The 22,683-nt window shown below is 75.2% G+C and carries 22 protein-coding genes and 1 pseudogene; 7 read left to right on the top strand and 16 right to left on the bottom strand.

Going from position 1 to position 22,683, the window contains the following annotated elements; genetic code table 11:
* Window positions 1-31 precede the first annotated feature (31 nt).
* The 5 genes from MRQ36_RS09730 to MRQ36_RS34405 all read right to left on the bottom strand — a co-directional run bounded on the left by MRQ36_RS09730 (window position 32) and on the right by MRQ36_RS34405 (window position 5,200).
* Window positions 32-967 carry a DUF3152 domain-containing protein gene (locus MRQ36_RS09730; RefSeq protein WP_242794546.1) on the bottom strand — a complete coding sequence of 312 codons (936 nt, stop codon included), beginning with the start codon at window positions 965-967 and terminating at the stop codon, window positions 32-34.
* A gap of 78 nt (window positions 968-1,045) precedes the next feature.
* Window positions 1,046-1,933, bottom strand: a complete 888-nt coding sequence (locus MRQ36_RS09735; RefSeq protein WP_242794547.1) for a DUF3152 domain-containing protein — start codon at window positions 1,931-1,933, stop codon at window positions 1,046-1,048.
* Window positions 1,934-1,938: 5 nt separating this feature from the next.
* Complete coding sequence (locus tag MRQ36_RS09740) at window positions 1,939-2,913, bottom strand: alpha/beta fold hydrolase (protein ID WP_242794548.1); 975 nt, start codon at window positions 2,911-2,913, stop codon at window positions 1,939-1,941.
* Between the two features lie 47 nt (window positions 2,914-2,960).
* On the bottom strand, window positions 2,961-3,419 hold the full coding sequence (locus tag MRQ36_RS34400; RefSeq protein ID WP_374249919.1) for a hypothetical protein: 459 nt from the start codon (window positions 3,417-3,419) through the stop codon (window positions 2,961-2,963).
* Window positions 3,416-5,200, bottom strand: a complete 1,785-nt coding sequence (locus MRQ36_RS34405; RefSeq protein WP_374249920.1) for a hypothetical protein — start codon at window positions 5,198-5,200, stop codon at window positions 3,416-3,418. The genes MRQ36_RS34400 and MRQ36_RS34405 overlap by 4 nt, the downstream gene beginning before the upstream one ends.
* 664 nt (window positions 5,201-5,864) lie before the next feature.
* Here MRQ36_RS34405 and MRQ36_RS09750 point away from each other — a divergent pair.
* A complete protein-coding gene (locus MRQ36_RS09750) occupies window positions 5,865-6,503 on the top strand; it encodes a TetR/AcrR family transcriptional regulator (RefSeq protein WP_242794549.1) in 639 nt (212 codons plus the stop codon).
* 65 nt (window positions 6,504-6,568) lie between these two features.
* Window positions 6,569-6,796: a DUF3107 domain-containing protein gene (locus MRQ36_RS09755; protein ID WP_242794550.1), complete on the top strand. Its 228-nt coding sequence runs from the start codon at window positions 6,569-6,571 to the stop codon at window positions 6,794-6,796.
* A 64-nt stretch (window positions 6,797-6,860) separates the two neighbouring features.
* Here MRQ36_RS09755 and MRQ36_RS09760 read toward each other — a convergent pair whose 3' ends face one another.
* Window positions 6,861-7,505 (bottom strand): ferritin-like fold-containing protein, encoded by a 645-nt coding sequence (locus tag MRQ36_RS09760; protein ID WP_242794551.1) that lies wholly within the window; start codon window positions 7,503-7,505, stop codon window positions 6,861-6,863.
* Between the two features lie 307 nt (window positions 7,506-7,812).
* Here MRQ36_RS09760 and MRQ36_RS09765 point away from each other — a divergent pair.
* The 3 genes and pseudogenes from MRQ36_RS09765 to MRQ36_RS09770 form a co-directional block, all read left to right on the top strand.
* A pseudogene (locus MRQ36_RS09765) lies at window positions 7,813-9,350 on the top strand (DEAD/DEAH box helicase); the annotation flags it as partial.
* A gap of 14 nt (window positions 9,351-9,364) precedes the next feature.
* Window positions 9,365-9,514, top strand: a complete 150-nt coding sequence (locus MRQ36_RS34410; RefSeq protein WP_374251230.1) for a hypothetical protein — start codon at window positions 9,365-9,367, stop codon at window positions 9,512-9,514.
* A gap of 144 nt (window positions 9,515-9,658) precedes the next feature.
* Window positions 9,659-10,798 (top strand): SAM-dependent methyltransferase, encoded by a 1,140-nt coding sequence (locus tag MRQ36_RS09770; RefSeq protein ID WP_242794552.1) that lies wholly within the window; start codon window positions 9,659-9,661, stop codon window positions 10,796-10,798.
* Here the strand turns inward: MRQ36_RS09770 and MRQ36_RS09775 are convergent.
* The gene (locus MRQ36_RS09775; protein ID WP_242794553.1) at window positions 10,795-11,220 is read right to left on the bottom strand and encodes a hypothetical protein; all 426 of its coding nucleotides are present in this window, start codon (window positions 11,218-11,220) and stop codon (window positions 10,795-10,797) included. The genes MRQ36_RS09770 and MRQ36_RS09775 overlap by 4 nt on opposite strands.
* A gap of 187 nt (window positions 11,221-11,407) precedes the next feature.
* On the opposite strand from MRQ36_RS09775, the gene MRQ36_RS09780 reads away from it, so the two are divergent.
* On the top strand, window positions 11,408-11,824 hold the full coding sequence (locus MRQ36_RS09780; RefSeq protein ID WP_242794554.1) for a helix-turn-helix domain-containing protein: 417 nt from the start codon (window positions 11,408-11,410) through the stop codon (window positions 11,822-11,824).
* Between the two features lie 13 nt (window positions 11,825-11,837).
* On the opposite strand, the gene MRQ36_RS09785 is transcribed toward MRQ36_RS09780, so the two are convergent.
* From MRQ36_RS09785 to MRQ36_RS09800, 4 genes are all read right to left on the bottom strand, one after another.
* Window positions 11,838-12,803: a hypothetical protein gene (locus MRQ36_RS09785; protein ID WP_242794555.1), complete on the bottom strand. Its 966-nt coding sequence runs from the start codon at window positions 12,801-12,803 to the stop codon at window positions 11,838-11,840.
* A gap of 239 nt (window positions 12,804-13,042) precedes the next feature.
* On the bottom strand, window positions 13,043-15,181 hold the full coding sequence (locus MRQ36_RS09790) for a RecQ family ATP-dependent DNA helicase (protein WP_242794556.1): 2,139 nt from the start codon (window positions 15,179-15,181) through the stop codon (window positions 13,043-13,045).
* A gap of 74 nt (window positions 15,182-15,255) precedes the next feature.
* Entirely contained in the window at window positions 15,256-15,840 is a 585-nt protein-coding gene (locus MRQ36_RS09795; protein WP_242794557.1) for a helix-hairpin-helix domain-containing protein, read from the bottom strand.
* On the bottom strand, window positions 15,755-17,278 hold the full coding sequence (locus MRQ36_RS09800) for an AfsR/SARP family transcriptional regulator (protein ID WP_242794558.1): 1,524 nt from the start codon (window positions 17,276-17,278) through the stop codon (window positions 15,755-15,757). Before MRQ36_RS09800 ends, MRQ36_RS09795 begins: the two co-directional genes overlap by 86 nt.
* Before the next feature lie 143 nt (window positions 17,279-17,421).
* Here MRQ36_RS09800 and MRQ36_RS09805 point away from each other — a divergent pair, with 143 nt between their 5' ends.
* Complete coding sequence (locus MRQ36_RS09805; RefSeq protein ID WP_242794559.1) at window positions 17,422-18,231, top strand: hypothetical protein; 810 nt, start codon at window positions 17,422-17,424, stop codon at window positions 18,229-18,231.
* A gap of 138 nt (window positions 18,232-18,369) precedes the next feature.
* On the opposite strand, the gene MRQ36_RS09810 is transcribed toward MRQ36_RS09805, so the two are convergent.
* The 5 genes from MRQ36_RS09810 to MRQ36_RS09830 all read right to left on the bottom strand — a co-directional run bounded on the left by MRQ36_RS09810 (window position 18,370) and on the right by MRQ36_RS09830 (window position 22,683).
* Complete coding sequence (locus tag MRQ36_RS09810; protein ID WP_242794560.1) at window positions 18,370-19,116, bottom strand: SDR family NAD(P)-dependent oxidoreductase; 747 nt, start codon at window positions 19,114-19,116, stop codon at window positions 18,370-18,372.
* Between the two features lie 81 nt (window positions 19,117-19,197).
* Window positions 19,198-20,328: a branched-chain amino acid ABC transporter permease gene (locus tag MRQ36_RS09815; protein ID WP_242794561.1), complete on the bottom strand. Its 1,131-nt coding sequence runs from the start codon at window positions 20,326-20,328 to the stop codon at window positions 19,198-19,200.
* A complete protein-coding gene (locus tag MRQ36_RS09820; RefSeq protein ID WP_242794562.1) occupies window positions 20,325-21,215 on the bottom strand; it encodes a branched-chain amino acid ABC transporter permease in 891 nt (296 codons plus the stop codon). Before MRQ36_RS09820 ends, MRQ36_RS09815 begins: the two co-directional genes overlap by 4 nt.
* Complete coding sequence (locus tag MRQ36_RS09825) at window positions 21,212-21,943, bottom strand: ABC transporter ATP-binding protein (protein WP_242794563.1); 732 nt, start codon at window positions 21,941-21,943, stop codon at window positions 21,212-21,214. The genes MRQ36_RS09820 and MRQ36_RS09825 overlap by 4 nt, the downstream gene beginning before the upstream one ends.
* Window positions 21,940-22,683: an ABC transporter ATP-binding protein gene (locus tag MRQ36_RS09830; protein ID WP_242794564.1), complete on the bottom strand. Its 744-nt coding sequence runs from the start codon at window positions 22,681-22,683 to the stop codon at window positions 21,940-21,942. Before MRQ36_RS09830 ends, MRQ36_RS09825 begins: the two co-directional genes overlap by 4 nt.

The raw sequence follows: 22,683 nt of genomic DNA on the forward strand, positions 1-22,683 counted from the left end.
ACGTCGCCCGACATGCGGGAGCGGGAATATCTCAGATCCCCGCCACCGGCTCACCCGCGTACCGGGCTCCGGCGACGTACGGCCAGGCGTTGGCGACGCAACCGTCCAGCCCGTACGTCTGCTGCTGCATCACCGGGGCGGGTTCGCCGGGGCCCGGACAGGCCTGGTGCTCCTCGCCGAACTCGTGCCCGACCTCGTGGTTGATCACGTACTTCCGGTAGGTGTCCACGGGTGCCCCGTAGTCCGGCACCGCCTCCATCCAGCGGGCCAGGTTGACCACCACCCGGCCGGGCAGCCGGCAGGAGGTGTAGCGCTCCGTGGTCAGCCCGCCCTCGGCGCAGATCCGTTCCGAGGTGGCCGGGGTGGCCAGATAGACGGTGAAGTCGGCGGCGGCCTCCTCGGCCACCCGCTGGACCCGCAGCTCGCCCGAGCCGATCCAGCTGCGCGGGTCGCCGAGCACCTCGTCCACGGTGGCGGCGAAGGCGTCCGCGTCCTGCCCGGCGCCCGCCTCGACGGCCACCCGGTAGCGGCGCAGCGGCCCGGCCGTGCCCCGGACCGGCGATCCCCCGCCGGCGGCGGTGAACCGGCCCGAGGCCACGGTCGGGTAGGCGCTCGGCCCGCCGGCACCCACCCCGTCCGGGGCGGCCTCCACCTCAGGCACAGGGGCGTCCGCCGCACGCGGAGCGTCGTCCGCCGCCGGCCGGGACCGGTCGGCGGCCGCCGGGGAGTCGTCGGCGACGCGGCGCGGCAGGCCGGTCACCGCGGTCGTCGCGCCGCCGGCCGCGAGCAGCACGAGCAGGAGCGCCACGGTACGGCGTCGACGCCGGCGCATCCGGCGCAGCGCGGGCCGGTCCGGCAGGGGGCGGACCGGGGCCGAGGGCCGGTCGAAGTCCAGCGGCTCCCGACCGGGGCGGACGGGCCGGCGGCCGGACTCGGCAGGCGGGTCGTGAGGGGGCGGCAGCCTCATGCCCTCCAGCCTGCCAGCCAATTCGGGCATTTGCTGTCGTTTGCCGCTAAATACCCGGCATCGCCACGGGGAGGACGATCAGACCGGCGGACCGGTGTACCGCCGCCCACCGACGTACGGCCACGGGTTCGCGACGCAGCCGTCCAGGAAGAGCGTCTGCTGCTGCATCACCGGGGCCGGCCGGCCCACCCCCGGGCAGCGCTCGTGGTGGTGCCCCAACTGGTGGCCCACCTCGTGGTTGATCACATAGAGCCGGTAGCGCTCCAGCGGCAGGCCGGCCTTCACCAGGTGCGGCACCGAGAGCCGCCACCGGTCCAGATTGATGATCACCTTGCCGGGGGCCCGACACGACGTGTACGGCCGGCCACCCACCCGGATGTCGGTCCCTCCGGCCAGGCACATCCGTCCCGCCGTGCCGGCGGTGGCCAGATAGACCGTGAAGTCGTACCGGGCGGTGCCGGGCACCCGCTGCAACCGCAGGCGTCCACTGTCGACCCAGCTCCCCGGGCCCGCGAGGGCCGCCTGCACCGCGTCACCGAACGCGGCCACGTCCTCCGCCGAGCCGTGCTCCACCGCCACCCGGAACCGGCGCAGCACCCCGGCCCGGCCCAGCACCGGGGCCGGGCGGTCGTCGTACCCGAAGGTGCCGCGACCGGTCGACGGCACCGGCCCGGACAGGGTCAGCACCGGCGGGTCCGGCGGCGGAGGCGGTAGGGCCGACGGCGACGGCGACGCGGTGGACGGCGACGGCGTGGGCGCGGCCACCGGCGCGGTGGCCATCCCGTCACTGACCAGCACCTCGGCGTCGGCCGACGGGCGCTGCACCGCCGCGAGCACCCCACCGCCGAGAGCGACCAGGAACGCGACCAGCACCACCACCGGCCGCCGGCCACGGATGGCCGGACGCGCCGGACGGTCGGCCGGGACCGACACCGGGCCGGTACGCGGCGGACGGGACGTGGACATCCGGGTCAGCCTGCCATGTCGTGGCGGCCGGCGCTCTCCTCCGTTTCACCGAGCAGGCCCAGTACGGCGCGCGCCACCGTGCGGGGCACCTCCAACTGGGCGACGTGCCCCACCCCGTCCAGCATCAGCAGCCGGCTGTCCGGGATCACCCGGGCGGTCTGCGGGGCCACCCGGACGTCGACCAACCGGTCCTGCCGGCCACCCACCACCAGCGTCGGCGCCGCCACCGTCGCGGCCAGCCGCCACAGCGACCCCGACCCGGGCAGGTACGACCGCAGGAAGCTGGAGACCAGACCACGGAACGTCCGCACGTAGGCGGCCGCGTAGTGGGTGGCCTCGTAACGGACCCGGATCTCCTCGATCGCCTCCAGCCGCCGCTGCTCGCTGATCCGGGTCACGTCGGCCACGCAGGACTCCATCACCTGCTGGGCCATCACCTCCGGGGTCAGCTGCGCCAGCCGCCAGGCGGCCAGCCGCTCGCCCCGGGGGATCGCCAGCAGGGGCAGCATCCGACCCTGCAGCGACCGCCGGAAGTCGAGGAACGGCAGCGCCGGCGAGACCAGGGTCAGGGTGCGGACCAGATCCGGCCGCAGGGCGGCGACCTGCACCGAGACGGCCCCGCCCAGCGAGTTGCCGAACAGGTGCACCGGCCCCCGGTCGCTGTGCTCGATCCACCGGACCACCCGGTCGGCGAAGGCCGGGATCGTGTACCGCCGCCCCGGCTCGCTGCGCCCGAAGCCGGGCAGGTCGATGGCCTGCCCGTCCAGCCGGTGGGCGAGCAGACCGGCCAGGTCGGTCCAGTTCTGCGACGACCCGCCCAGCCCGTGGACATAGAGCGCCGGCTCCGCGCCGGGCGCGGTGGCCGGGGTGTCCCGGACGTAGGTGACGGTGCCGTCGAGGCGTACCTCCCGGCCGGGCCACGGCGGCGGAACGTGATGCGCGGGCAGGAGATGGTCCGGCCCGAGGGTCGCGCGCTTCATGCCTCCAGTGTTTCCCGCCCCACCGCGCCCCGACACTGTGACCCGACTCAGGCGAGCAGCGCCTCGAGCCGCCGGTTGACCGCGGCCAGGGTGGCCCGGACCACCGCCTGCCGGGGATCACCGGCCACCAGCGCCGAACCGGCGAGCTGCTCCACCCAACCGTCACAGACCAGCAGCGCGACCACCGTGGCGACCTCGCAGTTGCCGAACGGCACCACCGCGGTGTGCTCCACGAAGCACCGCCCCCGGTCCGACGCCTGCGACGCGCCCCGCAGCAACTCGTCCACCGCCGCCGCGGCGGCCACCGCGCAGAGCCGCAGCACGTAGCCGTCCACGGCCGGGCCGGTGGAGTGCCCCTCGGCGGTCTCGTCGCCGGCGATCAGTCGTACCTCGACGGTGGCGTCGAGGCCGAAGGTGCTCACCTGGACGTGGTCGATCACCACCCGGGGCCCCGGCACACCGCCGGTGTCCAGCGGTCGCGAGGGCGCCGACTCCGTCGTGGTCACCTGCCCACCGGAGTACGAGGTGCCGACCGTCGCCGGACTGCCGGGCGCGGCCCAGGACGGGGCGGCGGCCAGCGAGTTCTCCTCCACGGTCGCCCGACCCCGGTGCGTCGGGGACGGCCGGCGGCGGCGCGGCGACTCGGACTCCGGACGCGAGGCCGGGCTCTCCCCGGGCACCGCCTCCGGCCGGGCGTCCCGCGCCCGGCGGCCCTCGGTGTCCCGCAGCGCACCGAGCCGGTTCTCCCCGACCCGGTTCTCGGCGAGCCGGTTCTCCCGCCGGTTCTCCCCGGGCGCGGCTCGGCCGAGCGACGGCGGACCGGGGGCGGTGGGCTGGCCGGCATGCCGGGCAGGTTCTGCGGGGCGGCGGCCAACCCCATCCGGTCCTGGAGCAGGCGGGCCACCTGCCGGCTCACCTCGGCCGGATCGGCCCCGTCGGCCAGGTCCAGCCGCAGGCTGTGCGCGCCGGCCGGGGTGCGGCGCAGGGCGGCGTCCCGGACCCCGGCCACCTCCCGCACCGCGTCGAGGATCGCGTTGACGTCGAACCCCTCCGGCCGCTCCCGCAGCGGCGCCGGCTCGTCGTCCCGACGCAGGTGGGTGGCGATACGGGCGAGCTCCGGGGTCTCGGCGGACGGTTCCACGGCGGGCGGCTCCGGCACGACGGGCACGTCCGGCTCGGCGGGGACGCGCTGGGGCAGCACCGGCGGGGACAGGTCCACCGGCTCGGCGGAGGCCGGCTCGGGGACGGATCGGCGGGCGGCATAGGGGGGCACGCTGGTCGGAGCGGACGCGGCGGGGGCGCGGTCGGCCCGGGACGGTCCGCCGGTGGCGGCGACCGCGGGACCGGGAGGCGACGGGTCACCGGCCGGCTCGACGGGCGGGGGCGTCGTCTCGACCACCGGCCGCAGCCGGAACGGGCGGTCCGCCTCCGTCGAGCGGACCACGCCGGCCGGCGACGGTGGGTAGGACGGGGCGGCCGGGTCGCCCGACCCCGGCGGCACCCCGACCGGGCCGGCGTACGACGGGGCGGGCGAGTCACGCGGCACCGGCGGCGCGCTGACCGGCGGCACCGCGACCGGCGGGGCGCTGGTCGGGGCCGGGTGGGCGGGGTCGGGCGCGGCGCGCGGGACCGGCGGGGCGCTCGTCACCGTGGCGGCGGGAGGCGGGCTGAACGGGGTGCCGAGGGGTGCCCCGCCACCCCACGAGGGCCGCTCCACGCTCTCCCGGGCCACCGGCCCGTACGCCGGACGCGGCTCGGGCTCGTACGCCGGACGCGGCTCCGGCGGGACGTCGCCGTACGCCTCGTAGGAGGGCGTCGGCTCCGCCCGCTGCGGCTCGTACGGCGCGGCGCGCTCCGCGCGCACCGGCTCGTACGGTCGGGTCTGCTCGGCCCGGACCGGCTCCGGCGGCCGGGTCGGTTCGGGCGCCCACGTGTCGTGCCCGTCCCGGGCGCGGCGGCCGACCGGCTGGTCGTCGCGGGACCACGGCGGCGCCCAGCCCCAGCTCGGCTGGTTCCAGCTCGGCCCGGCCCACTCCGGCTGCCCGGCCGGTGCACCCGGCACGTCGCCCGCCGGACCGGTGGCCCCGGCCGCGTCGCGGGGTGCCCCGACCGGCGGCTCGACGGCCGGCGGCTCCGGCGGGAACCGGTCGGCCCAGCTGCGGGCCAGCGGCGGCTCGTCCGCGGACCGGTCGGCGGTGGGGGCGTGGAAGCCGGGTGGCACCTCGAACCCGGAGGCGGCGGCGCCGACGGGCGGCACCTGGAGGGCGGGCGGCGCGGAAGAAGGCACGGCCGGCTCGGCCCGGCGGGACGGGCGGGGGCCGGTGGCTCGTCGGAGGCGTGCCGGGCCGGGGTCGGCTCGGTCTCGGCGGTCGACCGCTCCACGGCGGGCGCGGGCCGCTGGGCCGGCACGACCAGCCGGTCGCCGGTCTCCCGGAGCGGGTCCTCGCTCGCGCCGGGCGGGGCGCTCACCGGCGCCGGGCGGCCGAGCGGCTGATCGTCGCCGGCGTGGTGCACGCCGTTGAGGTGGGGACGGCCGTTGACCCGGGCGGGGGACTCCTCGCCCGCCCGGCCGGGCAGCGGGTCCGGCAGGTCGCCGTGCCGGCGGGACGAGGTGGCCCAGCCGCTGCCGCCGTCGGGCTGCCGCCAGGTCGGGGTCGCCTCACGGCCCCCGTCGCCCCCGCGGGACCAACCGGTCGCCGGCGGCGCCCACCCGCTGACGGAACGGGCCAGGTCGTTGTGCTGACCTGTTCCGTCGCCGTGCTCTCCCGGGGTGGCGGCTCCGGGTTGCCCTGATTCAGTCACCGCGCGCTCCTTGGTCGCCCCCGCTGAGGCTACCGTGTGGTGACAGTGGCGATAAGTTACAGCGGCGGGCCAATTCCGCGACGGGCTCACGGGCCCCGACCGGTTCGGGTGAAAAGTGCCGGCTCGTACGAAGGAACTCGGAGGCTCCCATGACCGCTGTGGGGAACGGTGCACAGACCGCCGGCCGGCCCACCCGCCTGCCCCGCTCCGCGCGGCGCAAGCAGTTGCTGGCCGCGGCGCAGGAGGTGTTCGTCGCGCAGGGCTACCACGCCGCCGCGATGGACGACATCGCCGAGCGGGCGGGTGTCTCCAAGCCGGTGCTCTACCAGCACTTCCCGGGCAAGATGGAGCTCTATCTCGCCCTGCTGGACACGCACTGCGACGCCATCGTCGCCAAGGTGCACGACGCGATGCGCGGCACCAACGACAACAAGGACCGGGTCGGCGCGTCGGTGCAGGCGTACTTCGACTTCGTCGACCACGAGAGCGAGGCGTTCCGTCTGGTCTTCGAGTCGGACCTGCGGAACGACCCGGCGGTGCGGCAGCGGGTGGAGCGGGTCGAGCAGGGCTGCATCGCGGCGATAACCGACACGATCATCTCCGACACCGGGGTCAGCCGGGCGCACGCCGAACTGCTCGCCTCCGGCCTGGTCGGGGCGGCCGAGACGGCGGCGCAGTTCTGGCTGGCCGGGGGTCGGCAGGTGCCGAAGGCGGAGGCGGAGGCACTGGTCGCCGCCCTGTCCTGGCGGGGCATCGCCAGCTTCCCGCTGCAAGGTGAGTCAGCCTGAACATCCGGCCGCGAGATCGGATAGCCTTCCCATCGGCGGTTCTTTCGCCCATCTGAGGAGGCACAGTGGAGGTCAAGATCGGCGTGCAGTACGCGCCCCGCGAGCTGGTTCTGGAGAGCGCGCAGTCGCCGGCCGAGATCGAGCAGATCGTGACCGACGCCTTCGCCAAGAGCGAGGGCACGCTCTCCCTGACCGACGAGAAGGGCCGGCGGATCATCGTGCCGGTCGGCAAGGTCGCCTACGTGGAGATCGCCGAGGCGTCGCCCCGCGCGGTCGGCTTCACCGTCCGCTGATCGGGGTTCCGGGTCGCCGTGGCGGGTGACGCCCGTCCCTCGCCACGGCGACGCCGGCCGGCGGTCAGTTGTTCAACCCGACGGCGGTCATCCGCTCGGTGTGCGCGTCGGTCAGGCGCCGGAACAGCGCCGCCACGTCGACCCCTTCCCGCCGGCTGATCAGCGCGGTGAGTGCGCCCCGGTCCGCGGCGGCGACCCGCCCGGCCTGCGACAGCGCCTCCCCGACGAGCCGCCGGGCCCACATCGAGAGCCGGCCGGCCACCCGCGCGTCCGCCGCGATCGCGGCACGGATCTCGGCGGCGGCGAACTCGGCGTACCGGGACTCGTGCAGGACGTCGAGGACCAGCCGGCGCTCCGGCTCGTCGAGCGCCCCGGCGATCTCCTCCAGGAAGTCGTCGCTGATGGCGTCCCCGACGTACGCCTTCGTCACCGCCTCCAGCCAGTCCTTCGGCTCGGTCGAGTCGTGGTACGCCTGCAACGCGCCGACGTACGGCTGCATCGCCTCCTCGGGCAGCGCGCCGAGCGCGACGATCCGGTCGGCGACCCGCCGGTAGTTGGCCATCTCGGCCGCCGCCATCTCGCTGAGCGCGGCTCGACGCCGCAGGTCGGGGGCGAGTCGGGCGTCGGCGGCCAGCCGGTCGAAGGCGAGCAGTTCGCCGTACGCGACGAGGCCGAGCAGGTCGACGAGGGCGGGATCGGGCGCGGTCACCAGCGCACGCTACCGCCCGGCCGGGCCGCGCAGGGGGCGGGCGATTTCTGTGACCCAGGTCACTCCAATTGCCCCTGGACGCGTCCCGGTCAGCGGAATCGGGACGAGGTCGGGGCGGTTCAGGTAAGGTGAGGCAGTTGCCGTGGGCGCCGATCTGATCGAGACCGATCCGACCGACCGCCGACCCACGGAGCGCGTGCGGCCCGGTCCGGCTCGGCTCTCGCCCCCGACCGTGTGGCCCGCGCCATACCGTTCGCGCCCTGAGGACATGACGGGGCGCACCACGAGAGGGCACCCCCAAATCCATATGAGCGAGCAGATTCAGGACAACACGGGCCAGGAACTGGCCCCCACCGCTCCGGTCCGCCCGGAGGCACCCACCTTCGCCGAGCTCGGCGCCCGCGCGGAGACCGTCGAGGCGCTGGCCGCCGCCGGCATCACCCGCGCCTTCGCCATCCAGGAGTACGCGCTGCCGATCGGGCTGCGCGGCGTCGACCTGATCGGCCAGGCCCCGACCGGCACCGGCAAGACCCTGGGCTTCGGCATCCCGCTGCTGGAGCGGGTCTTCGCCCCCTCCGAGGGCGGTGACGGCGTCCCGCAGGCGCTGGTCGTCGTACCCACCCGCGAGCTGGGCATCCAGGTCGCCAAGGACCTCGCCGCCGCGGGTCGCACCCGGGGCGTCCGGGTGCTGCCGATCTACGGCGGCGTCGCGTACGAGCCGCAGATCGAGACGCTGCGCAAGGGCGTCGAGATCCTCGTCGGCACCCCCGGCCGGCTGCTGGACCTGGCCAAGCAGAAGCACCTCCGGCTCGACCGGGTGCACGCGCTGGTCCTGGACGAGGCCGACCGGATGCTGGACCTGGGCTTCCTCGACGACGTCGAGAAGATCCTGGCGATGCTGCCGGAGGACCGGCAGACGATGCTCTTCTCGGCCACCATGCCGGACCCGATCGTCGCCCTGTCCCGGCGCTTCCTGCGCCGGCCGGTGACCATCCACGCCGGCCACACCGCCGAGACCGGCCCGTCGCCGCAGACCCAGCAGCTGGTCTACCGCACCCACTCGATGAACAAGGTCGAGATCGTGGCGCGCATCCTCCAGGCGGAGGGCCGCGGCCTGACCATGATCTTCACCCGCACCAAGCGGGCCGCCGACCGGGTCGCCGAGGACCTCGACTTCCGCGGGTTCGCGGTCGCCGCCGTCCACGGCGACCTGGGCCAGGGCGCCCGGGAGCGGGCGCTGCGCGCGTTCCGGGCCGGCAAGATCGACATCCTGGTCGCCACCGACGTCGCGGCCCGCGGGCTCGACGTCACCGGGGTCACCCACGTGATCAACTACGACTGCCCCGAGGACCAGGACACCTACACCCACCGGATCGGTCGGACCGGCCGGGCCGGGGCGAGCGGCGTCGCGGTGACCTTCGTCGACTGGGACGACATGCCCCGCTGGCGGATCATCGACAAGACGCTCGGCCTGGAGATGCCCGAGCCGCCGGAGACGTACCACACCTCGCCGCACCTCTACACCGACCTGGACATCTCGCCGGACGTCAGCGGCACGCTGCCGACCGCCGAGCGGACCCGGGCCGGGCTGTCGGCCGAGGTCGAGGAGGACCTGGGCGGCACCGGCCGGCGCGCGGCGCGGCGAGCGCGGCTCGCGGCGCGGCGACGGTCCGGGGCGCGGCGAGCGCGGCGACGGCCGGGGCGAGCGCGGTGAGCGCGGCCGGGGTCGGAGCCGGGGCGGCGACGCACCCGCCGCGGACACCACGCCCACCGAGGCCAACGGCGAGGAGGGCACCCGTACCCCGCGCCGCCGGCGTCGTCGTCGGGCCGGCGAGGCGGTCTCCGGCGAGGCGACCACGGTGATCTCCGCCGAGGGCGGCACCGAGCCGGCCCCGGTGGCGGCCGCCGCCGAGGGTGAGGCGTCGACCAAGCCGCGCCGCCGCCGGCGCCGTCGTGGTGGTGCCTCGGGCTCCGGCACCGGTACGCCGGCCGAGGCGACCGCCGACTGACCCTGCGACTCGACATCCCCCGTGCCGTCCTCCGGTACGGGGGATGTTCGTTGTCCCGCCCTGCCCCGACCCGCCCCGGGACCCTCCGCAGAACCGTTGGTCCCGCCGGCAGTGCGTCGACGAGACCCGAAGGATGATGGAACGATGCCGGAACCGCTCGACGCCGCCCTGACCGAGGTACGCGCCCTGCTGCTCGATTCCGCCCTGACCCGGGCGGTCGCCGCCGGCAGGCGGAAGGGGCAGCGCCCCTCGGTGGTCCGCGCCGAGCTGCGGCCGGTCACCCTCAAGGCCGGCCCCCACCTGCAGATCGCCACCTCCGACGGCAACCGGCCGTACACCCGGAACGTGGCGCCCGGCGCGGAGGCCGACTCGGCGGTCGACGCGCTGCTCGCCGAACCGTTCGGCAACTGGCACGTGGAGACCGCCGACGTCACCCTGCAACTGCGGGTGACGAAGTCCGGCGAGGCGCAGGTGCACCGGGCGGCGGCGAGCCGACCGGCACCGGAGCCGGGCGGTCACGACCGGCCGAAGGACTACCTGCTCGACCCCGGCGATCCGATCTTCGCCGAGATCGGCGGCTCGGCCGCCAAGCGCCGCCAGGTGGACGCCTTCCTGCGGGCGCTGGCCGCCACCCTCCCCGACGACCTGACCGGCCCGCTCCGCGTGGTCGACCTCGGCTGCGGGAACGCCTACCTGACCTTCGCGGCGTACCGCTATCTCGGGCAGCGCGGGCTCGACGTGGAACTGGTCGGCGTGGACGTACGGGAGGACCAGCGGCGGCGCAACACCGAGCTGGCCGAGCGACTGGGCTGGGCCGACCGGGTCAGCTTCGTGGCCGGCACCATCGCCGACGCGGTCGTCGAGCCGGCACCGGACCTGGTGCTGGCCCTGCACGCCTGCGACACCGCCACCGACGAGGCGCTGGCCCGGGCGGTCCGGTGGGGGGCGCGCTGGGTGCTCGCCGCGCCCTGCTGTCACCACGACGTTGCGGCGCAGCTGCGCGCCCGATCCGCTCCGGCGCCGTACGAGCTGCTCACCCGGCAGGGCATCCTGCGCGAGCGGTTCGCGGACGTGCTGACCGACGCGCTGCGGGCCGGGCTGCTCCGGTCACACGGCTACCGGGCCGAGGTGGTGGAGTTCGTCGACTCCCGGCACACGCCGCGCAACCTGCTGATCCGGGCCCGCCGCACCGGCACGCCACCGACCGACACGCAGCGCGCGGAGTACCGGGAACTGGTCGACCAGTGGGGGATCACGCCCCGGCTGGAGACGCTGCTCGCCTAGCGCCGGCGGTCGGAGCCACCGCCGCGACCGCGGTCACCGCGGTCCAGGAGGGTGAGCCGCTCGCTGTCGGGGGGCAGCGTCGGGAACGGCACCACCTGGCCCGAGTGCTCGGCGTTGCCGGCGGCGGTGAAGGCGTTCCAGGAGATGTCGACCAGCAGCCGCTTCAGCTCGGCGTGCCGGACGGCGGCGTTGCGTTGGATCGCCAGCCGGACGCCGAGGAGCACGCCGACCAGCGTGGTGGTGGTCGCGCCGGTCGCGGCGAAGACGTGCGCGCCGCTGGCCGCGTCCTCACCGAGCACCAGCACCAGCAGCCAGATCCAGCAGCCCAGGGCGAAGACACCGGCCTTGACCACGAAGAAGAGGCTGACCGCACCGGGACGGTGGGGCACCGGACGGGCGGGCTCGGCCATGCTGCTCCTCATGTTCTCCGAGGGTGCCGCTGCGGACGCGGCGAACATCGATATTAGTTGACCGCGGGCAACCAACGCCGGGTGGCGTCCCGCCCACGGGACGTTCACACCGATGGGTCGGTTACTTCGGGCCTGCGCCGTACTAGGCTCTGGGACGCACCGTCCGGTGCCCCGGCCGGAAAGGGAAGGCCTCGCAGGGATGGGCTCCGCAGAGGTTTCGCCGCAGATGGCATTCGCGCGCTTCGTGCGGCGCGCCATCGACGACGCTCGGGAAGAGCGCGGCTGGACCGTGACCGACCTTGCCTCGCACACCGGCGTCGGTCGGTCCACCGTCTTCCGCTGGCTGGCCGGGGACTGGCAGGACTATCCCGAGCTGGCCAAGGTGCGGGGCTTCTGCGCCGCGCTGGACCTGCCGGTCGCGGCCGCCTTCCGCGCCCTCGGCCTGCCGGACGCCGGCCCCGCCCCGCGCCGCCGCGCCGAGGACGGCCCGGTGGAGGCGGACGTACGGGTGATCCTGGAACGGCTCGCCGACCCCGCGGTCCCCGCCGAGGAGAAGCACCACATCCGCGACCTGCTGCGCTACCTGGCCCGGCGCCCGATCCGGCGGGCCGGCTGAGCACGCCGGCCGGTCAGGGCACCGTGACGGTGAACGCGGCGGTCCGCACCACCCCGGCGACCTGGAAGTCCAGGAACATCCGGTAACGCCCCGGCCCGGGCGCGGTCAGCCAGAAGGTGACCGGGTCGCCGTCGCGCCGGGTCTCCGGGTGTACGTGCAGGTAGCCCAGGTCGCCCTCGCGGAGCGCGACCAGGTGGCCGTACGCGCCGAGGTAGGGCTCCAGCGGGGCGGCAGCGCCGCCCGTGGTGACCCGGAAGCGCAGCGGCACCGACTCGCCGAGCTTCGGGGTGCCCTGGTAGTCGACGGTGAAGGCGTCGACCGTGGCGGTGGTGGCCGGGGCGGGCAGCGGGCGGGGCGCGTACCCGCCGGGCGCGGTCAGGTCGACGCCGAGGGTCGCCGCGGTCTGCCGGCCGTCGTCGGCGACCACGGTGAAGTCCGCGTACGCCCGCCAGACGCCGGGCTCGGGCAGGGTCAGCGGCACCGTCCAGGTGCCGTCCGCCGCCATCGTCGGGTGCAGGTGCTGGAAGCCGGTGAGGTCGCGGCGCACCACGATCAGGTGCATCGGCTTGTCGTGCACCACCGCGAAGCGGGTCGCCGGCCGGCGACGCTCGTCGGTGATCCGGAACCGGAACTCCCCGGCCCGGCCGGCGGTGAACGCCACGGTCGACGGGTCGAGGGTGTAGCCGGCGGAGCTGACCGAGAGCCCGGCGCTGTCCGGGCCGGCCTGCTCGACCGTGGCGCCGCCGTGCGCGTGCGGGGCCGTACCCGGCGGGTGGGTGTGGCCACCACCGGCCGCCGCCGGGGCGGTGCCCGTGCTGGGCGGGGGCGGGTTCGCCCGGCCCAGGCCGAAGCCGAGCAGCACGGCGAGCACGAGTCCACCCACGACGAGCGCCAGTCGCAGCGTGCTGCGGTCCGGCACGGCGGACGGCTCCGCCACCGGGCCGGCCGGCTCGTGCCCGAGGACGGGCTGCTCGGTCATGGCCCCACCGTACCGGCGGACGTGCTGCCGGCCGGCGCACGACGGGTGACCGTGGCGGTCGTCGCAATCCCCCCTGACCGGGAACTTTCCCGCCGCGCCCGACGACCCGCGACCGCCAGGGCCGGACACCGCCCGAGGACCGACCACCCGACCCGACACCGCCGCAAGACCGACCGACCGACCGGACACCGCCGGAGGAGCGACGGCCCGGCCAACCGCCGGAGGGCCGACGGGTGCGGTCAGCCGGCGACGGCGAGGGCGAGCGGCAGCACGTCGGGGGCACCGGCCCGGCGCAGCAGCCGGGCCACCATGGTCATCGTCCAGCCCGAGTCGACCAGGTCGTCGACGAGCAGCACCGGCCCGTCCAGCCCGGCGAGCGCATCGGCCAGGTCGGCGGGGACGGTGAAGGCGTCGTGCAGGGCGCGTACCCGCTGGGCGCTGTTGCCGCGCGGCCCGCCGGCCCCGGCCGGACCGGTCGGGACCACCCGGCCGAGCAGCGGCAGCCGCCCGACCGTGGCGATCCGCTCGGCGAGCGTCCCCACCAGGGTGGGCCGGGTCCGGGAGCCGACGGCGACCACGCCGGCCGGGCGGCGCGGCCACGGGTCGTCGCCGTGCGCCCACGCCTTCAGCACCTCCACCACGGCCGCCGTCACGTCGTCCGGGACCGGCCCGTCGGTCGCCTCCGGCCCGACCAGGCCGCGCAGCCGCCCACCCCAACCCAGGTCGGACAGCCGGCCCACGGCCCGCCCGGGCAGCGCCTGCTCGCCGGGGGGAAGCTTCCCCTTCAGGGGTACGCCCACCGCCTCCAACCCGGTCGGCCAGAGCTTCTTCGGCGGCACCACCACCCCGGGGCGGCCCAGGAAGGTCTGCGCCGCAGTCAGGGCCGCGTCGGAGACCTCCGACGGGAACAGTGGACCGGCGCAGGTGTCGCACCGGCCGCAGTCGACCGCCCCGGCGTCGTCCAGGCACTCCCGCAGGTAGCGCATCCGGCAGCGGGACGTGGTCGCGTACTCCCGCATGGCCTGCTGCTCGGCGGTGCGTGCCTCGGCGACGCGGCGCAACCGGGCCTCGTCATAGACCCAGGGCTCGCCGGTGGCGAGCCAACCGCCGCGCACCCGGCGGACCGCGCCGTCCACGTCGAGCACCTTGAGCATCAGCTCCAGCCGGGTACGGCGCAGGTCGACGATCGGTTCGAGGGCCTGGGTGGAGATCGGCCGGTCGGTACGCAGCGCGGCCAGCACCGCCCGGACCTGCTCCTCCGGCGGGAAGGCGAGCGAGGCGAAGTAGCGCCAGATGGCCGCGTCCTCGACGCCGGGCAGCAGCAGCACCTCGGCGTGCTCGACGGCGCGGCCGGCCCGGCCGACCTGCTGGTAGTAGGCGATCGGCGAGGGCGGCGCCCCGAGGTGCACCACGAAACCGAGGTCCGGCTTGTCGAAGCCCATGCCGAGCGCGCTGGTGGCCACCAACGCCTTGATCTTGTTGTCGAGCAGGTCCTGCTCGGCGGCCCGCCGGTCGGCGTCCTCGGCCTGCCCGGTGTACGACGCGACGGACCAGCCCCGGGCCCGCAGGAACTCCGCCGTCTCGCCGGCCGCCGCGACGGTCAACGTGTAGATGATGCCCGAGCCGGGAAGCCCGTCCAAGTGGTCGGCGAGCCAGGCCAGCCGGTGCGCCGGGCTCGGCAGGTCGACCACGCCGAGCCGCAGCGACTCCCGGTCCAGGGTGCCGCGCAGCACCAGCGCGTCGCTGCCGGCGTCCGTGCTGAGCTGCTCGGCGACGTCGGCGGTGACCCGCTCGTTGGCGGTGGCGGTGGTGGCGAGCACCGGCGTGCGCTCGGGCAGGTTGCCGAGGAAGGTCCGCAGCCGGCGGTAGTCCGGCCGGAAGTCGTGCCCCCAGTCGGAGACGCAGTGCGCCTCGTCCACCACCAGCAGGCCGGTGGTGGCGGCCAGCCTCGGCAGCACGGTGTCCCGGAAGTCCGGGTTGTTGAGCCGTTCCGGGCTGATCAGCAGCACGTCCACCGCACCGGCGTGGATCTCCGCGGTGATCTCGTCCCACTCGTCGAGGTTGGCCGAGTTGATGGTCCGGGCGCGGATGCCGGCCCGCGCGGCCGACTCCACCTGGTTGCGCATCAACGCCAGCAGCGGCGAGACGATCACCGTCGGTCCGGCCGCCTCGGGACGCTCCCGCAGCAGGGCGGTGGCCACGAAGTAGACCGCCGACTTGCCCCACCCGGTGCGCTGCACGCAGAGCACCCGCCGCCGGTCCACCACCAGGGCCTCGATCGCCCGCCACTGGTCCTCGCGGAGCCGGGCGTGCTCGCCGGCCAACCGCCGCAGCACCTCCTCGGCCCGCTCCCGCACGCCCGCCCGCCCCTCACCCATCCGGCATTCCTACCACCGCCCACCCTCCCCCGCCCCCTCTCCCCGCCCCCGCGCCGGTGATCAGGAGGTTTGCGTCACGATCCGGGGGTGCCGGGGACGGAAACCTCTTGATCAACTCCGCTCGGTGGAGGCGGCGGGGGGAGGAAGAGCAGGAGGTCGCGGAGGGAGTCGGTGAGGGCCGCCGGGAGCAGGCAGCGGCCGGCCAGGTCCTCCATCGAGGCGTACGGGCCGTGCAGCCAACGGTCCGCGACGACCCGTTGGTACTGGTCGGGGGTGAGCCCGGGCAGGGTCGCGAGCACCGGGTCGGGCACGCCGTTGACGTCGACCAACCCACCGTCGTCGAAGACGCCGGGCAGGTCGGGGCGGCCGATGCCCAGGTCGTACCGGGCGGCCGGATAGTGGTGCAGCAGATAGCGGGCCTGTTCCCGGCGTACCCGCCGCTCGTCGGTGACCCGCCGGTCGTCGGCCCCGAAGAGCCTCCGCACCGCCGCCCAGACGGCCGGGCTGATCAGCACCACGTGGACGGCGCCCACCAGCCAGCAGAACCCGAGCGCGCCCACCACGTAGAACGCCTCAGCGTCCGTGCCCTCGTCGTTCCCGGACCGCAGCGCGAGGAAGAGCACGCTGGCGACCAGGGCGAGGTAGCCGAGCCCGGCCACCGCGAGCCGCCAACTCCGCCGCCACAGCGCGTACGCGAGGACCACCGCCCAGGTGAGCGAGCCGAACGAGAGCAGGGTGATGGCGGCACCGGTGACGGTCGCGCCGGCGCTCACCCACCACGGCAGCGGCCGCGGCTGGTGCCCGCCGGCGACGCGGGCGGCGGGACCGCTGCCGGCGGCAGCCCCGGGTGGGCGGCGTAGGGCGGCGGCAGCCCGGGCGCGAACCCGCCCGCGCCAGCAGGGTGCGGGTACGGCACGGGAGCGGCGCCGGCCTGCTGCGGGTACGGCACGGGAACGGCGCTGACCTCGACCGGGGCGGCACGGGAACGGCGCTGACCGACCGGGGCGGCACGGGAACGGCGCTGACCGGACCGGGCGGCACGGGGGCGACGTATCCCCTCCGGGCCGTACCGGATCGACGGCGACCGGTTCGGGCCGCGGGACCGGCGGCGACCGCTCCGGGCCGTACCGGATCGACGGCGACCGGTTCGGGCCGCGCGGGACCGGTGGCGACCGGGGTACGCGGGGCCGGTGGTGACGGCTCCGGCGGGTCCTCCGGCGGCGGCAACGGCGCCGGGGCGGGGACCGGCGGGGTGGGTGGCTCGGCCGGTCGGGACGGCGGGGTCAGCGCCGGGTCGGAGCGGAGGATCCGCCGGTGCAGCTCCTGGAGGACCTCACCCGGCTCGATGCCGTAGTCGTCGCGGAGCAGGTCGGCGAACTCCCGGTAGGCGGCCAGCGCCTCGGCCTGCCGGCCGCTGCGGTGCAGCGCGAGCATGAGCTGCTGCCGCAGCCGCTCCCGGACCGGGAACTCGGCCACCAGCTCCACCAGCTCACCGACCAGTTCCCGGTGCCGGCCGAGCTCCAGCAGCAGGTCGGCCCGGGTCTCCAGCGCGACGGCCCGCAGCTCCACCAGCCGGTGCCGGGCGGCCTCGAAGAACGGACCGGCGAAGCCGGTGAACGGTTCCCCCTGCCACAGCTGGAGCGCGGCGCTCACCTCGCCCAGCGCCGCGTCGGGAAGCCCTTCGGCGTGCCGCTGCCGCGCCCGGTGCACGCCCCGCTCGAAGCGGACCGCGTCCACCGCCTCCGGCCCGACCCGGAGCAGGTAACCGGCGTCGGTCAGGGTCAGCACCTGACCGGGGCTGCGCGGGGAGCGGTCCGGTTCGAAGACCCGGCGCAGCCCGGCGACGTACTTCTGCACCACGTTGGTGCCGTTGGCGGGCGGTTCCTCGGGCCAGACCGCCTCGACGATCTGCCCGGTGGACACCGGCCGGCCGGCGTTGAGCAGCAGCACCGCCAGCACGGCCCGCCGCTTGCCGGGGCCGAGATCGAGTTCCCGGTCGGCGTACCAGGCCTTCTGCGGCCCGAGGAGGTCGAAACGCAGCCGCGCCGACAGCGGCCCGGCACCGGCCGGTCCCTCCGGCGGCTTGGTTCCTGACATGCGCGTTTCCGCTCCTGACACCCCCGTGGTCGCCGGACGGCAGTGCCCGGCAGCCGGACGGCAGCATATCGGCAGCGGATCGGCCGTGCCCGGCCCCAGCATCGTCATCGGCAGGAGCCAGGCAACGAAGAAAGAGAACTGCGATGACACAGGCAATGGGCGGCACCGGCACGATCCGACGGATGGTCGGGGCGGTCGCCGTCGCGGTGGCAGCGAGCGCACTGCTCGGCGGCTGCGGGCCGGCCGGGGACCGGACGGACGGCGCAGCGGACACGCCGGCCACCTCGCCGAAGGACGCCCTGCTGGCGACCGTGCCGCAGGGTACGGAGGGGGCGTTCCGGTTCACCGGACGGGACGCGTCCAGCACGCTCAGCGGTCGGGTGGACCCGGCGTCGAAGGCGTTCGAGATGGTGACGCTGATGCCCGCCGACTCCGACGGCGTCACCACGAAGCTCTCCTTCCTGGTGATGGACGACAAGCTCTGGTTGAAGGCCAAGTTCACCGGCCGGCCGGGCCTGCCGAGGTTCCCGGACAAGTGGATGGAGCTGGACCGGTCCAGGCTGAAGGACGCCGCCGGCGCGCCCAGCTATGACGGGGCGGACCTGGGCAACGCCGGTCCGCTGATCCAGGCGGCCACCTCGGTGCAGGAGCAGGGCCCGGGGCGGTATGCCGGGGTCATCGACGTGACCGGCGGTGAGGCGGCGAAGGCGCTGGAGGACGGGGAGGCGGCGGCCCTCGGCGAGGCCGGCAGGCAGGTGCCGTTCACCGCGGTGGTGGGCCCGGACCAGCACCTCGCGTCGCTGACGCTGAAGATGCCGGCGGTCGGGAAGCGCAAGGCGTACGACTACGTGGTGAGCTACGTCGGCTACGGCAGCACCCCGAAGATCACCAGGCCGACGGGGAGCAAGGCGACGAAGGCGCCGGCCACGGCGTACGAGCTGTTGAACGGCTGACCCACCACTCGGCGGATGCCGGGGCGGCGGCCACACGGGGGGTCGCCGCCCCGGCATCCGCCGACCGGGGTGACCGGGGCGACCGCAGCGACCGGGGTGACCGGGGTGACCGGGGTGACCGTCGAGCGTGGGGTGGCCTCAGCGGCCGAGGACGGAGCCGCCGTTGACGCCGAGGACCTGACCGGTGACATAGCCGGCGGAGGGGCCGACCAGATAGCGCACGGCCGCCGCGATGTCGTCCGGTTCGCCGGCCCGGCCGACCAGGGTGGCCGCCACCCGGGCGGCGTGCCCCTCCGGGGTCATCCGGTCGCCGAAGAACTCGGTGTCGGCGACATAACCGGGGCTGACCACGTTGACCGTGATCTGCTCCTTGCCGAGCCGGGTGGCCAGGTCGTACGCCCAGCCGTGCAGCGCCGCCTTCGCCGCCGAGTACGGCCCGGCCCCGCCGCGCTGGGCGGCGATGGAGCTGACCAGGACCACCCGCCCACCGGGCCGCCGCAGCGCCGGCCGCAGCGCCTCGGTCAGCAGCACGGCGGTGAGCACGTTGGCGTCCAGGTTGGCCCGCCACCAGGCGGCCACGTCATCGAGGGTGTCGTCGGAACCGCCCAGGTAGCCACCGGCGTTGTTCACCACCGCGTCCACGGTCCGCTCCCCCACCGCATCCACCACCCCGGCGACCTGCCCCGGATCAGTGAGGTCAGCAGTCACCGCCCGAACCGCCGACGCCCGCCCGCACTCCGCCGAGATCCGCTCCGCGGTCGCCCGCAGCACGTCCCCCCGCCGCCCCACGATCACCACGTCGTACCCGTCGACCACGAGCCCCCGCGCCACGGCCGCCCCGATCCCGGTCCCACCCCCACTGACCACCGCCAACCGCTCGCCCACGCCCTGTCCCCTCCCACTCAGCTCCGTCGATCATGAGGTTAGCGGCGTCGACACCGGCGTGTCGCGCCGCCAACTCCATGATCAACGGGGTGACGGGGGGCGGCGGAGGGAGGTGAGGAGGGGGGTGAGGAGGGGGGTGAGGCGGGATTTGAGGCTGGTCAGGCCGCCGGGGAAGAAGTAGACGGCGAGGATGAAGACCGTGCCGAGGACGAAGAGGGGCTGGCTCAGCGGGCGGCTCAGCACCGCCGGGAGGGCGTTCACCGCGTCGCTGGTGCCGAAGGCGGTGAGGCGGTGGTCGAGGTACATGTAGAGGATGCCGCCCAGGACCGGGCCCCAGCGGGTGCCGGGGCCGCCGAGCACCACCATGACCAGCAGGGACAGGGTCAGCTCGGACGAGGTGACGTGCGGGCTCGCACCGCCCACGATCAGGCAGTAGACCACCCCGCCGGCCGTGGCCAGCCCGCCGGAGAGGGTGAACGCGACCAGCTTGAACCGGTACGGGTCGAGCCCCAGCACCCCGATCCGCCGCTCGTCGTCGCGCAGCCCGGCCAGCACCCGCCCGGTGGGCGAGCCGCTGACCCGGTGCACCACGAAGACCACCAGCGTCAGGTACGCCAGCGCCAGCCAGTAGAGGTTCACCGTGTTGGTCACCCCGACCAACACCGACGGCAGCCCGGACACGTCCAGCGGCAGCCCCTCCTCACCGCCGGTGAGCCCGCCGAAGTCCCGGGCCACCAGGATCGCCCCGACCTGCGCGAAGGCCAGGGTCACCATGGCGAAGGCGATCCCCACCGTACGCAGCGCCACCGCGCCGAGCAGCGCGGCGAGGATCGTCCCGCCGGTGACGGTGAGCAGCGCCGCCTGCCACAGCGGCAGTCCGGCCCGGGTGACCAGCACGTCGGTGCCGTACACGCCGGCGGCGAAATAGAGGGCGTGTCCGAAGGAGAGCATCCCGGTCCGCCCGAAGAGCAGGTCGTAGCCGGCGGCGAGCCCGCCGAAGACCAGGCAGATGGCGAGCAGTTGCAGGGTGCCCGGCGAGTTGAGCGGCCCTTCGAAGAGGCCCGGCAGGTTCACCGTCGAGTACGGCACGATCGCCGCCACCACCAGCGCGACCAGCGGCAGGAACGGCCGCAGCCCGGGCCGGCGGGGGCGCCCCGGGGTCAGCTCGTCGGGCACCCGCGCCGGGGGCGCCTCCACCACGGAGTCGGTCATGCCGTTGCCACCTTTCCGGCGAAGCCCTGCGGACGCAGCAGCAGCACCACGGCGAGCAGCCCGACCACGCAGAGGTCACCCAGGCCGGACGTGCCGTAGTAGTTGACGAACTGTTGCAGCAGCCCCACCGCGACCGCCGCGTACGCGGACCCGACGACCGAGCCCATCCCGCCGATCACCACCACGATGAAGGCGAAGATCAGCAGTGAGCCGCCCTGCCCGGGTGACACGGTGCCGAAGTAGACGCCGCCGAGCGCCCCGGCCAGCGCGGCGGCCGCCCCGCCGATGGCGAAGACCAGGGTGAACGCCTTGCGGACGTCGATGCCGAGCGCGGTGACCATCTCCCGGTTCTCCACCCCGGCCCGGATCACCAGGCCGTAGCGGGTCCAGCGGAGGAAGGCGAGCAGCGCACCGAGCACCAGCACCGCGGCGACGACCAGCAGCAGGCCGGCGTTCGGCACGTTCGCGCCGAGGACGCCGGTCACGTCCCGGGTCCAGGCGGGGCGCGGGAAGGGCCGCGCGTCCGCGCCCCAGGTGGCCTGGAGCAGCGCGACCCCGGCCAGCGACAGCCCGACGGTGACCAGCACCTGTTCGATGGTGCGGGAATAGAGCGGCCGGATCAGCACCAGCTCGACCAGCACCGCCACCAGCGAGCCGGCGAGCACCCCGAAGACGACGGCCAGCACGAAGCCGAGGCCGTCCGGGCCGGCCCCGGGCAGGTTGCCCGCCGCCCACCAGGTCGCGTACGCGCCGACGCCGAGGAAGAGGCCGTGCGCGAAGTTGAGCACGTCGGCCAAGCCGAAGACCAGGGAGAGCCCGGAGGCGACCAGGAAATAGAGCGCCGCCAGGCCCAGCCCGGTCAGCGTCAACAGGATCACCGTGCTCATGAGTGGACCTCCGAGGCGCCGACACCGAGCAGGGACTTCGTCAGCGCGGTCTCCAGCAGCAGCTCCTGCGCGTTCCCCGTCCAGGCCACTCGGCCGGCGGAGAGCACCACCGCGTCGGAGGCCAGCCGGCGCACCACGGCCAGGTTCTGCTCGACCAGCAGCACCGGCACCGTCTCGGCCACCCGTTCCAGCACCTCGGCCACCTCGGTCACCACCTTCGGCGCCAACCCCTTGGTCGGCTCGTCGACCAGCAGCAGCCGGTTGTCGTTGAGCAGCACCCGGCCGATCGCGAGCATCTGCTGCTGCCCGCCGGAGAGCGAGCCGGCCCGTTGCCGTCCGCGTCGGTCCAGCTCCGGGAAGAGCGCGAAGACCCGGTCGTACGCCGGGGTGGTGCCCCGCCGTTCGGCGAGCCGCAGGTTCTCCGCGACGGTGAGCCCGGCGAAGACGTCCCGGTCCTCCGGCACATAGCCGAGGCCGCCGCGGACCAGCCGGTGGGTGGGGCGGGCGAGCAGGCTCTGCGCGCCCATCCGGATGCTGCCGCGCACCTCGCCGCTGCGGGGGGTGAGCCCGACGATCGCGCGCAGCGTGGTGGTCTTGCCGACGCCGTTGCGGCCGAGCAGCACGGTCACCCCGGTCGGCGCGACGTCGAACGACACCCCCTGCAGGATGTGCAGCCCGGCGATCCGCACCGACAGGTCCTCGACGGCGAGGACGGGTTCGACGCTCATAGGGACTCCCCCAGGTACGCCTCCTGGACGGTGGCGTTGGCCATCACCGTGTCCGGCGTGTCGCAGGCCAGCAGCGCGCCGTGGTGCATCACGGCGATCCGGTCGGCCAGCTCCAGGATCACGTCCATGTGGTGCTCGACCATCAGCACCGACCGACCGCTGTCACCGGTCAGCGACTTGATCACGCTCACCAGTTCGGGCACGTCGGAGGTGCTGACCCCGGCCATCGGCTCGTCGAGCAGCATCACCCGGGGTTCGCCGGCGAGCAGCAGGGCGATCTCCAGCATGCGCTTCTCGCCGTGCGCCAGGGTGCCGGCCAGGGCCGTACCCCGGTGGTGCAGGCCGACCTGGTCGAGCGCCGCGTCGGCGGCGGCGGCCACCTCCCGGTCGGCCGCCGCCCGCCGCCACAGCTTCATCGAGCCACCCCGGTGCGCCTGTACGGCCAGCCGGACGTTCTCCCGCACGGTGAGCGACCCGAAGACCGAGGACGACTGGAAGGTACGTCCCAGCCCGAGCCGGGCCCGGCGGTGCGGCGGCAGCTCGGTGATGTCCTTCCCGTCGAGCAGGAGCCGCCCCTCGGTGGGCTTGCGCAGGCCGGTGATCAGGTTGAACAGGGAGGTCTTGCCGGCGCCGTTCGGCCCGATCACGCCGAGGAACTCCCCCGGGGCGAGGTCGAGATAGACGGAGTCGACGATGGCGACCTCACCGATCCGCCAGGTCAGACCGCGGGTGGCGAGCAC

Source organism: Micromonospora sp. R77, from assembly GCF_022747945.1.
In the GTDB taxonomy this organism is placed as follows: domain Bacteria; phylum Actinomycetota; class Actinomycetes; order Mycobacteriales; family Micromonosporaceae; genus Micromonospora.

Excerpts from the sequence above, each read along its gene's own strand:
- MRQ36_RS09730 (WP_242794546.1), bottom strand. The coding sequence starts at position 967 with ATGAGGCTGCCGCCCCCTCACGACCCGCCTGCCGAGTCCGGCCGCCGG.
- MRQ36_RS09735 (WP_242794547.1), bottom strand. The coding sequence starts at position 1,933 with ATGTCCACGTCCCGTCCGCCGCGTACCGGCCCGGTGTCGGTCCCGGCC.
- MRQ36_RS09740 (WP_242794548.1), bottom strand. The coding sequence starts at position 2,913 with ATGAAGCGCGCGACCCTCGGGCCGGACCATCTCCTGCCCGCGCATCAC.
- MRQ36_RS09750 (WP_242794549.1), top strand. The coding sequence starts at position 5,865 with ATGACCGCTGTGGGGAACGGTGCACAGACCGCCGGCCGGCCCACCCGC.
- MRQ36_RS09770 (WP_242794552.1), top strand. The coding sequence starts at position 9,659 with ATGCCGGAACCGCTCGACGCCGCCCTGACCGAGGTACGCGCCCTGCTG.
- MRQ36_RS09775 (WP_242794553.1), bottom strand. The coding sequence starts at position 11,220 with ATGAGGAGCAGCATGGCCGAGCCCGCCCGTCCGGTGCCCCACCGTCCC.
- MRQ36_RS09780 (WP_242794554.1), top strand. The coding sequence starts at position 11,408 with ATGGGCTCCGCAGAGGTTTCGCCGCAGATGGCATTCGCGCGCTTCGTG.
- MRQ36_RS09785 (WP_242794555.1), bottom strand. The coding sequence starts at position 12,803 with ATGACCGAGCAGCCCGTCCTCGGGCACGAGCCGGCCGGCCCGGTGGCG.
- MRQ36_RS09790 (WP_242794556.1), bottom strand. The coding sequence starts at position 15,181 with ATGGGTGAGGGGCGGGCGGGCGTGCGGGAGCGGGCCGAGGAGGTGCTG.
- MRQ36_RS09800 (WP_242794558.1), bottom strand. The coding sequence starts at position 17,278 with ATGTCAGGAACCAAGCCGCCGGAGGGACCGGCCGGTGCCGGGCCGCTG.
- MRQ36_RS09805 (WP_242794559.1), top strand. The coding sequence starts at position 17,422 with ATGACACAGGCAATGGGCGGCACCGGCACGATCCGACGGATGGTCGGG.
- MRQ36_RS09815 (WP_242794561.1), bottom strand. The coding sequence starts at position 20,328 with ATGACCGACTCCGTGGTGGAGGCGCCCCCGGCGCGGGTGCCCGACGAG.
- MRQ36_RS09820 (WP_242794562.1), bottom strand. The coding sequence starts at position 21,215 with ATGAGCACGGTGATCCTGTTGACGCTGACCGGGCTGGGCCTGGCGGCG.
- MRQ36_RS09825 (WP_242794563.1), bottom strand. The coding sequence starts at position 21,943 with ATGAGCGTCGAACCCGTCCTCGCCGTCGAGGACCTGTCGGTGCGGATC.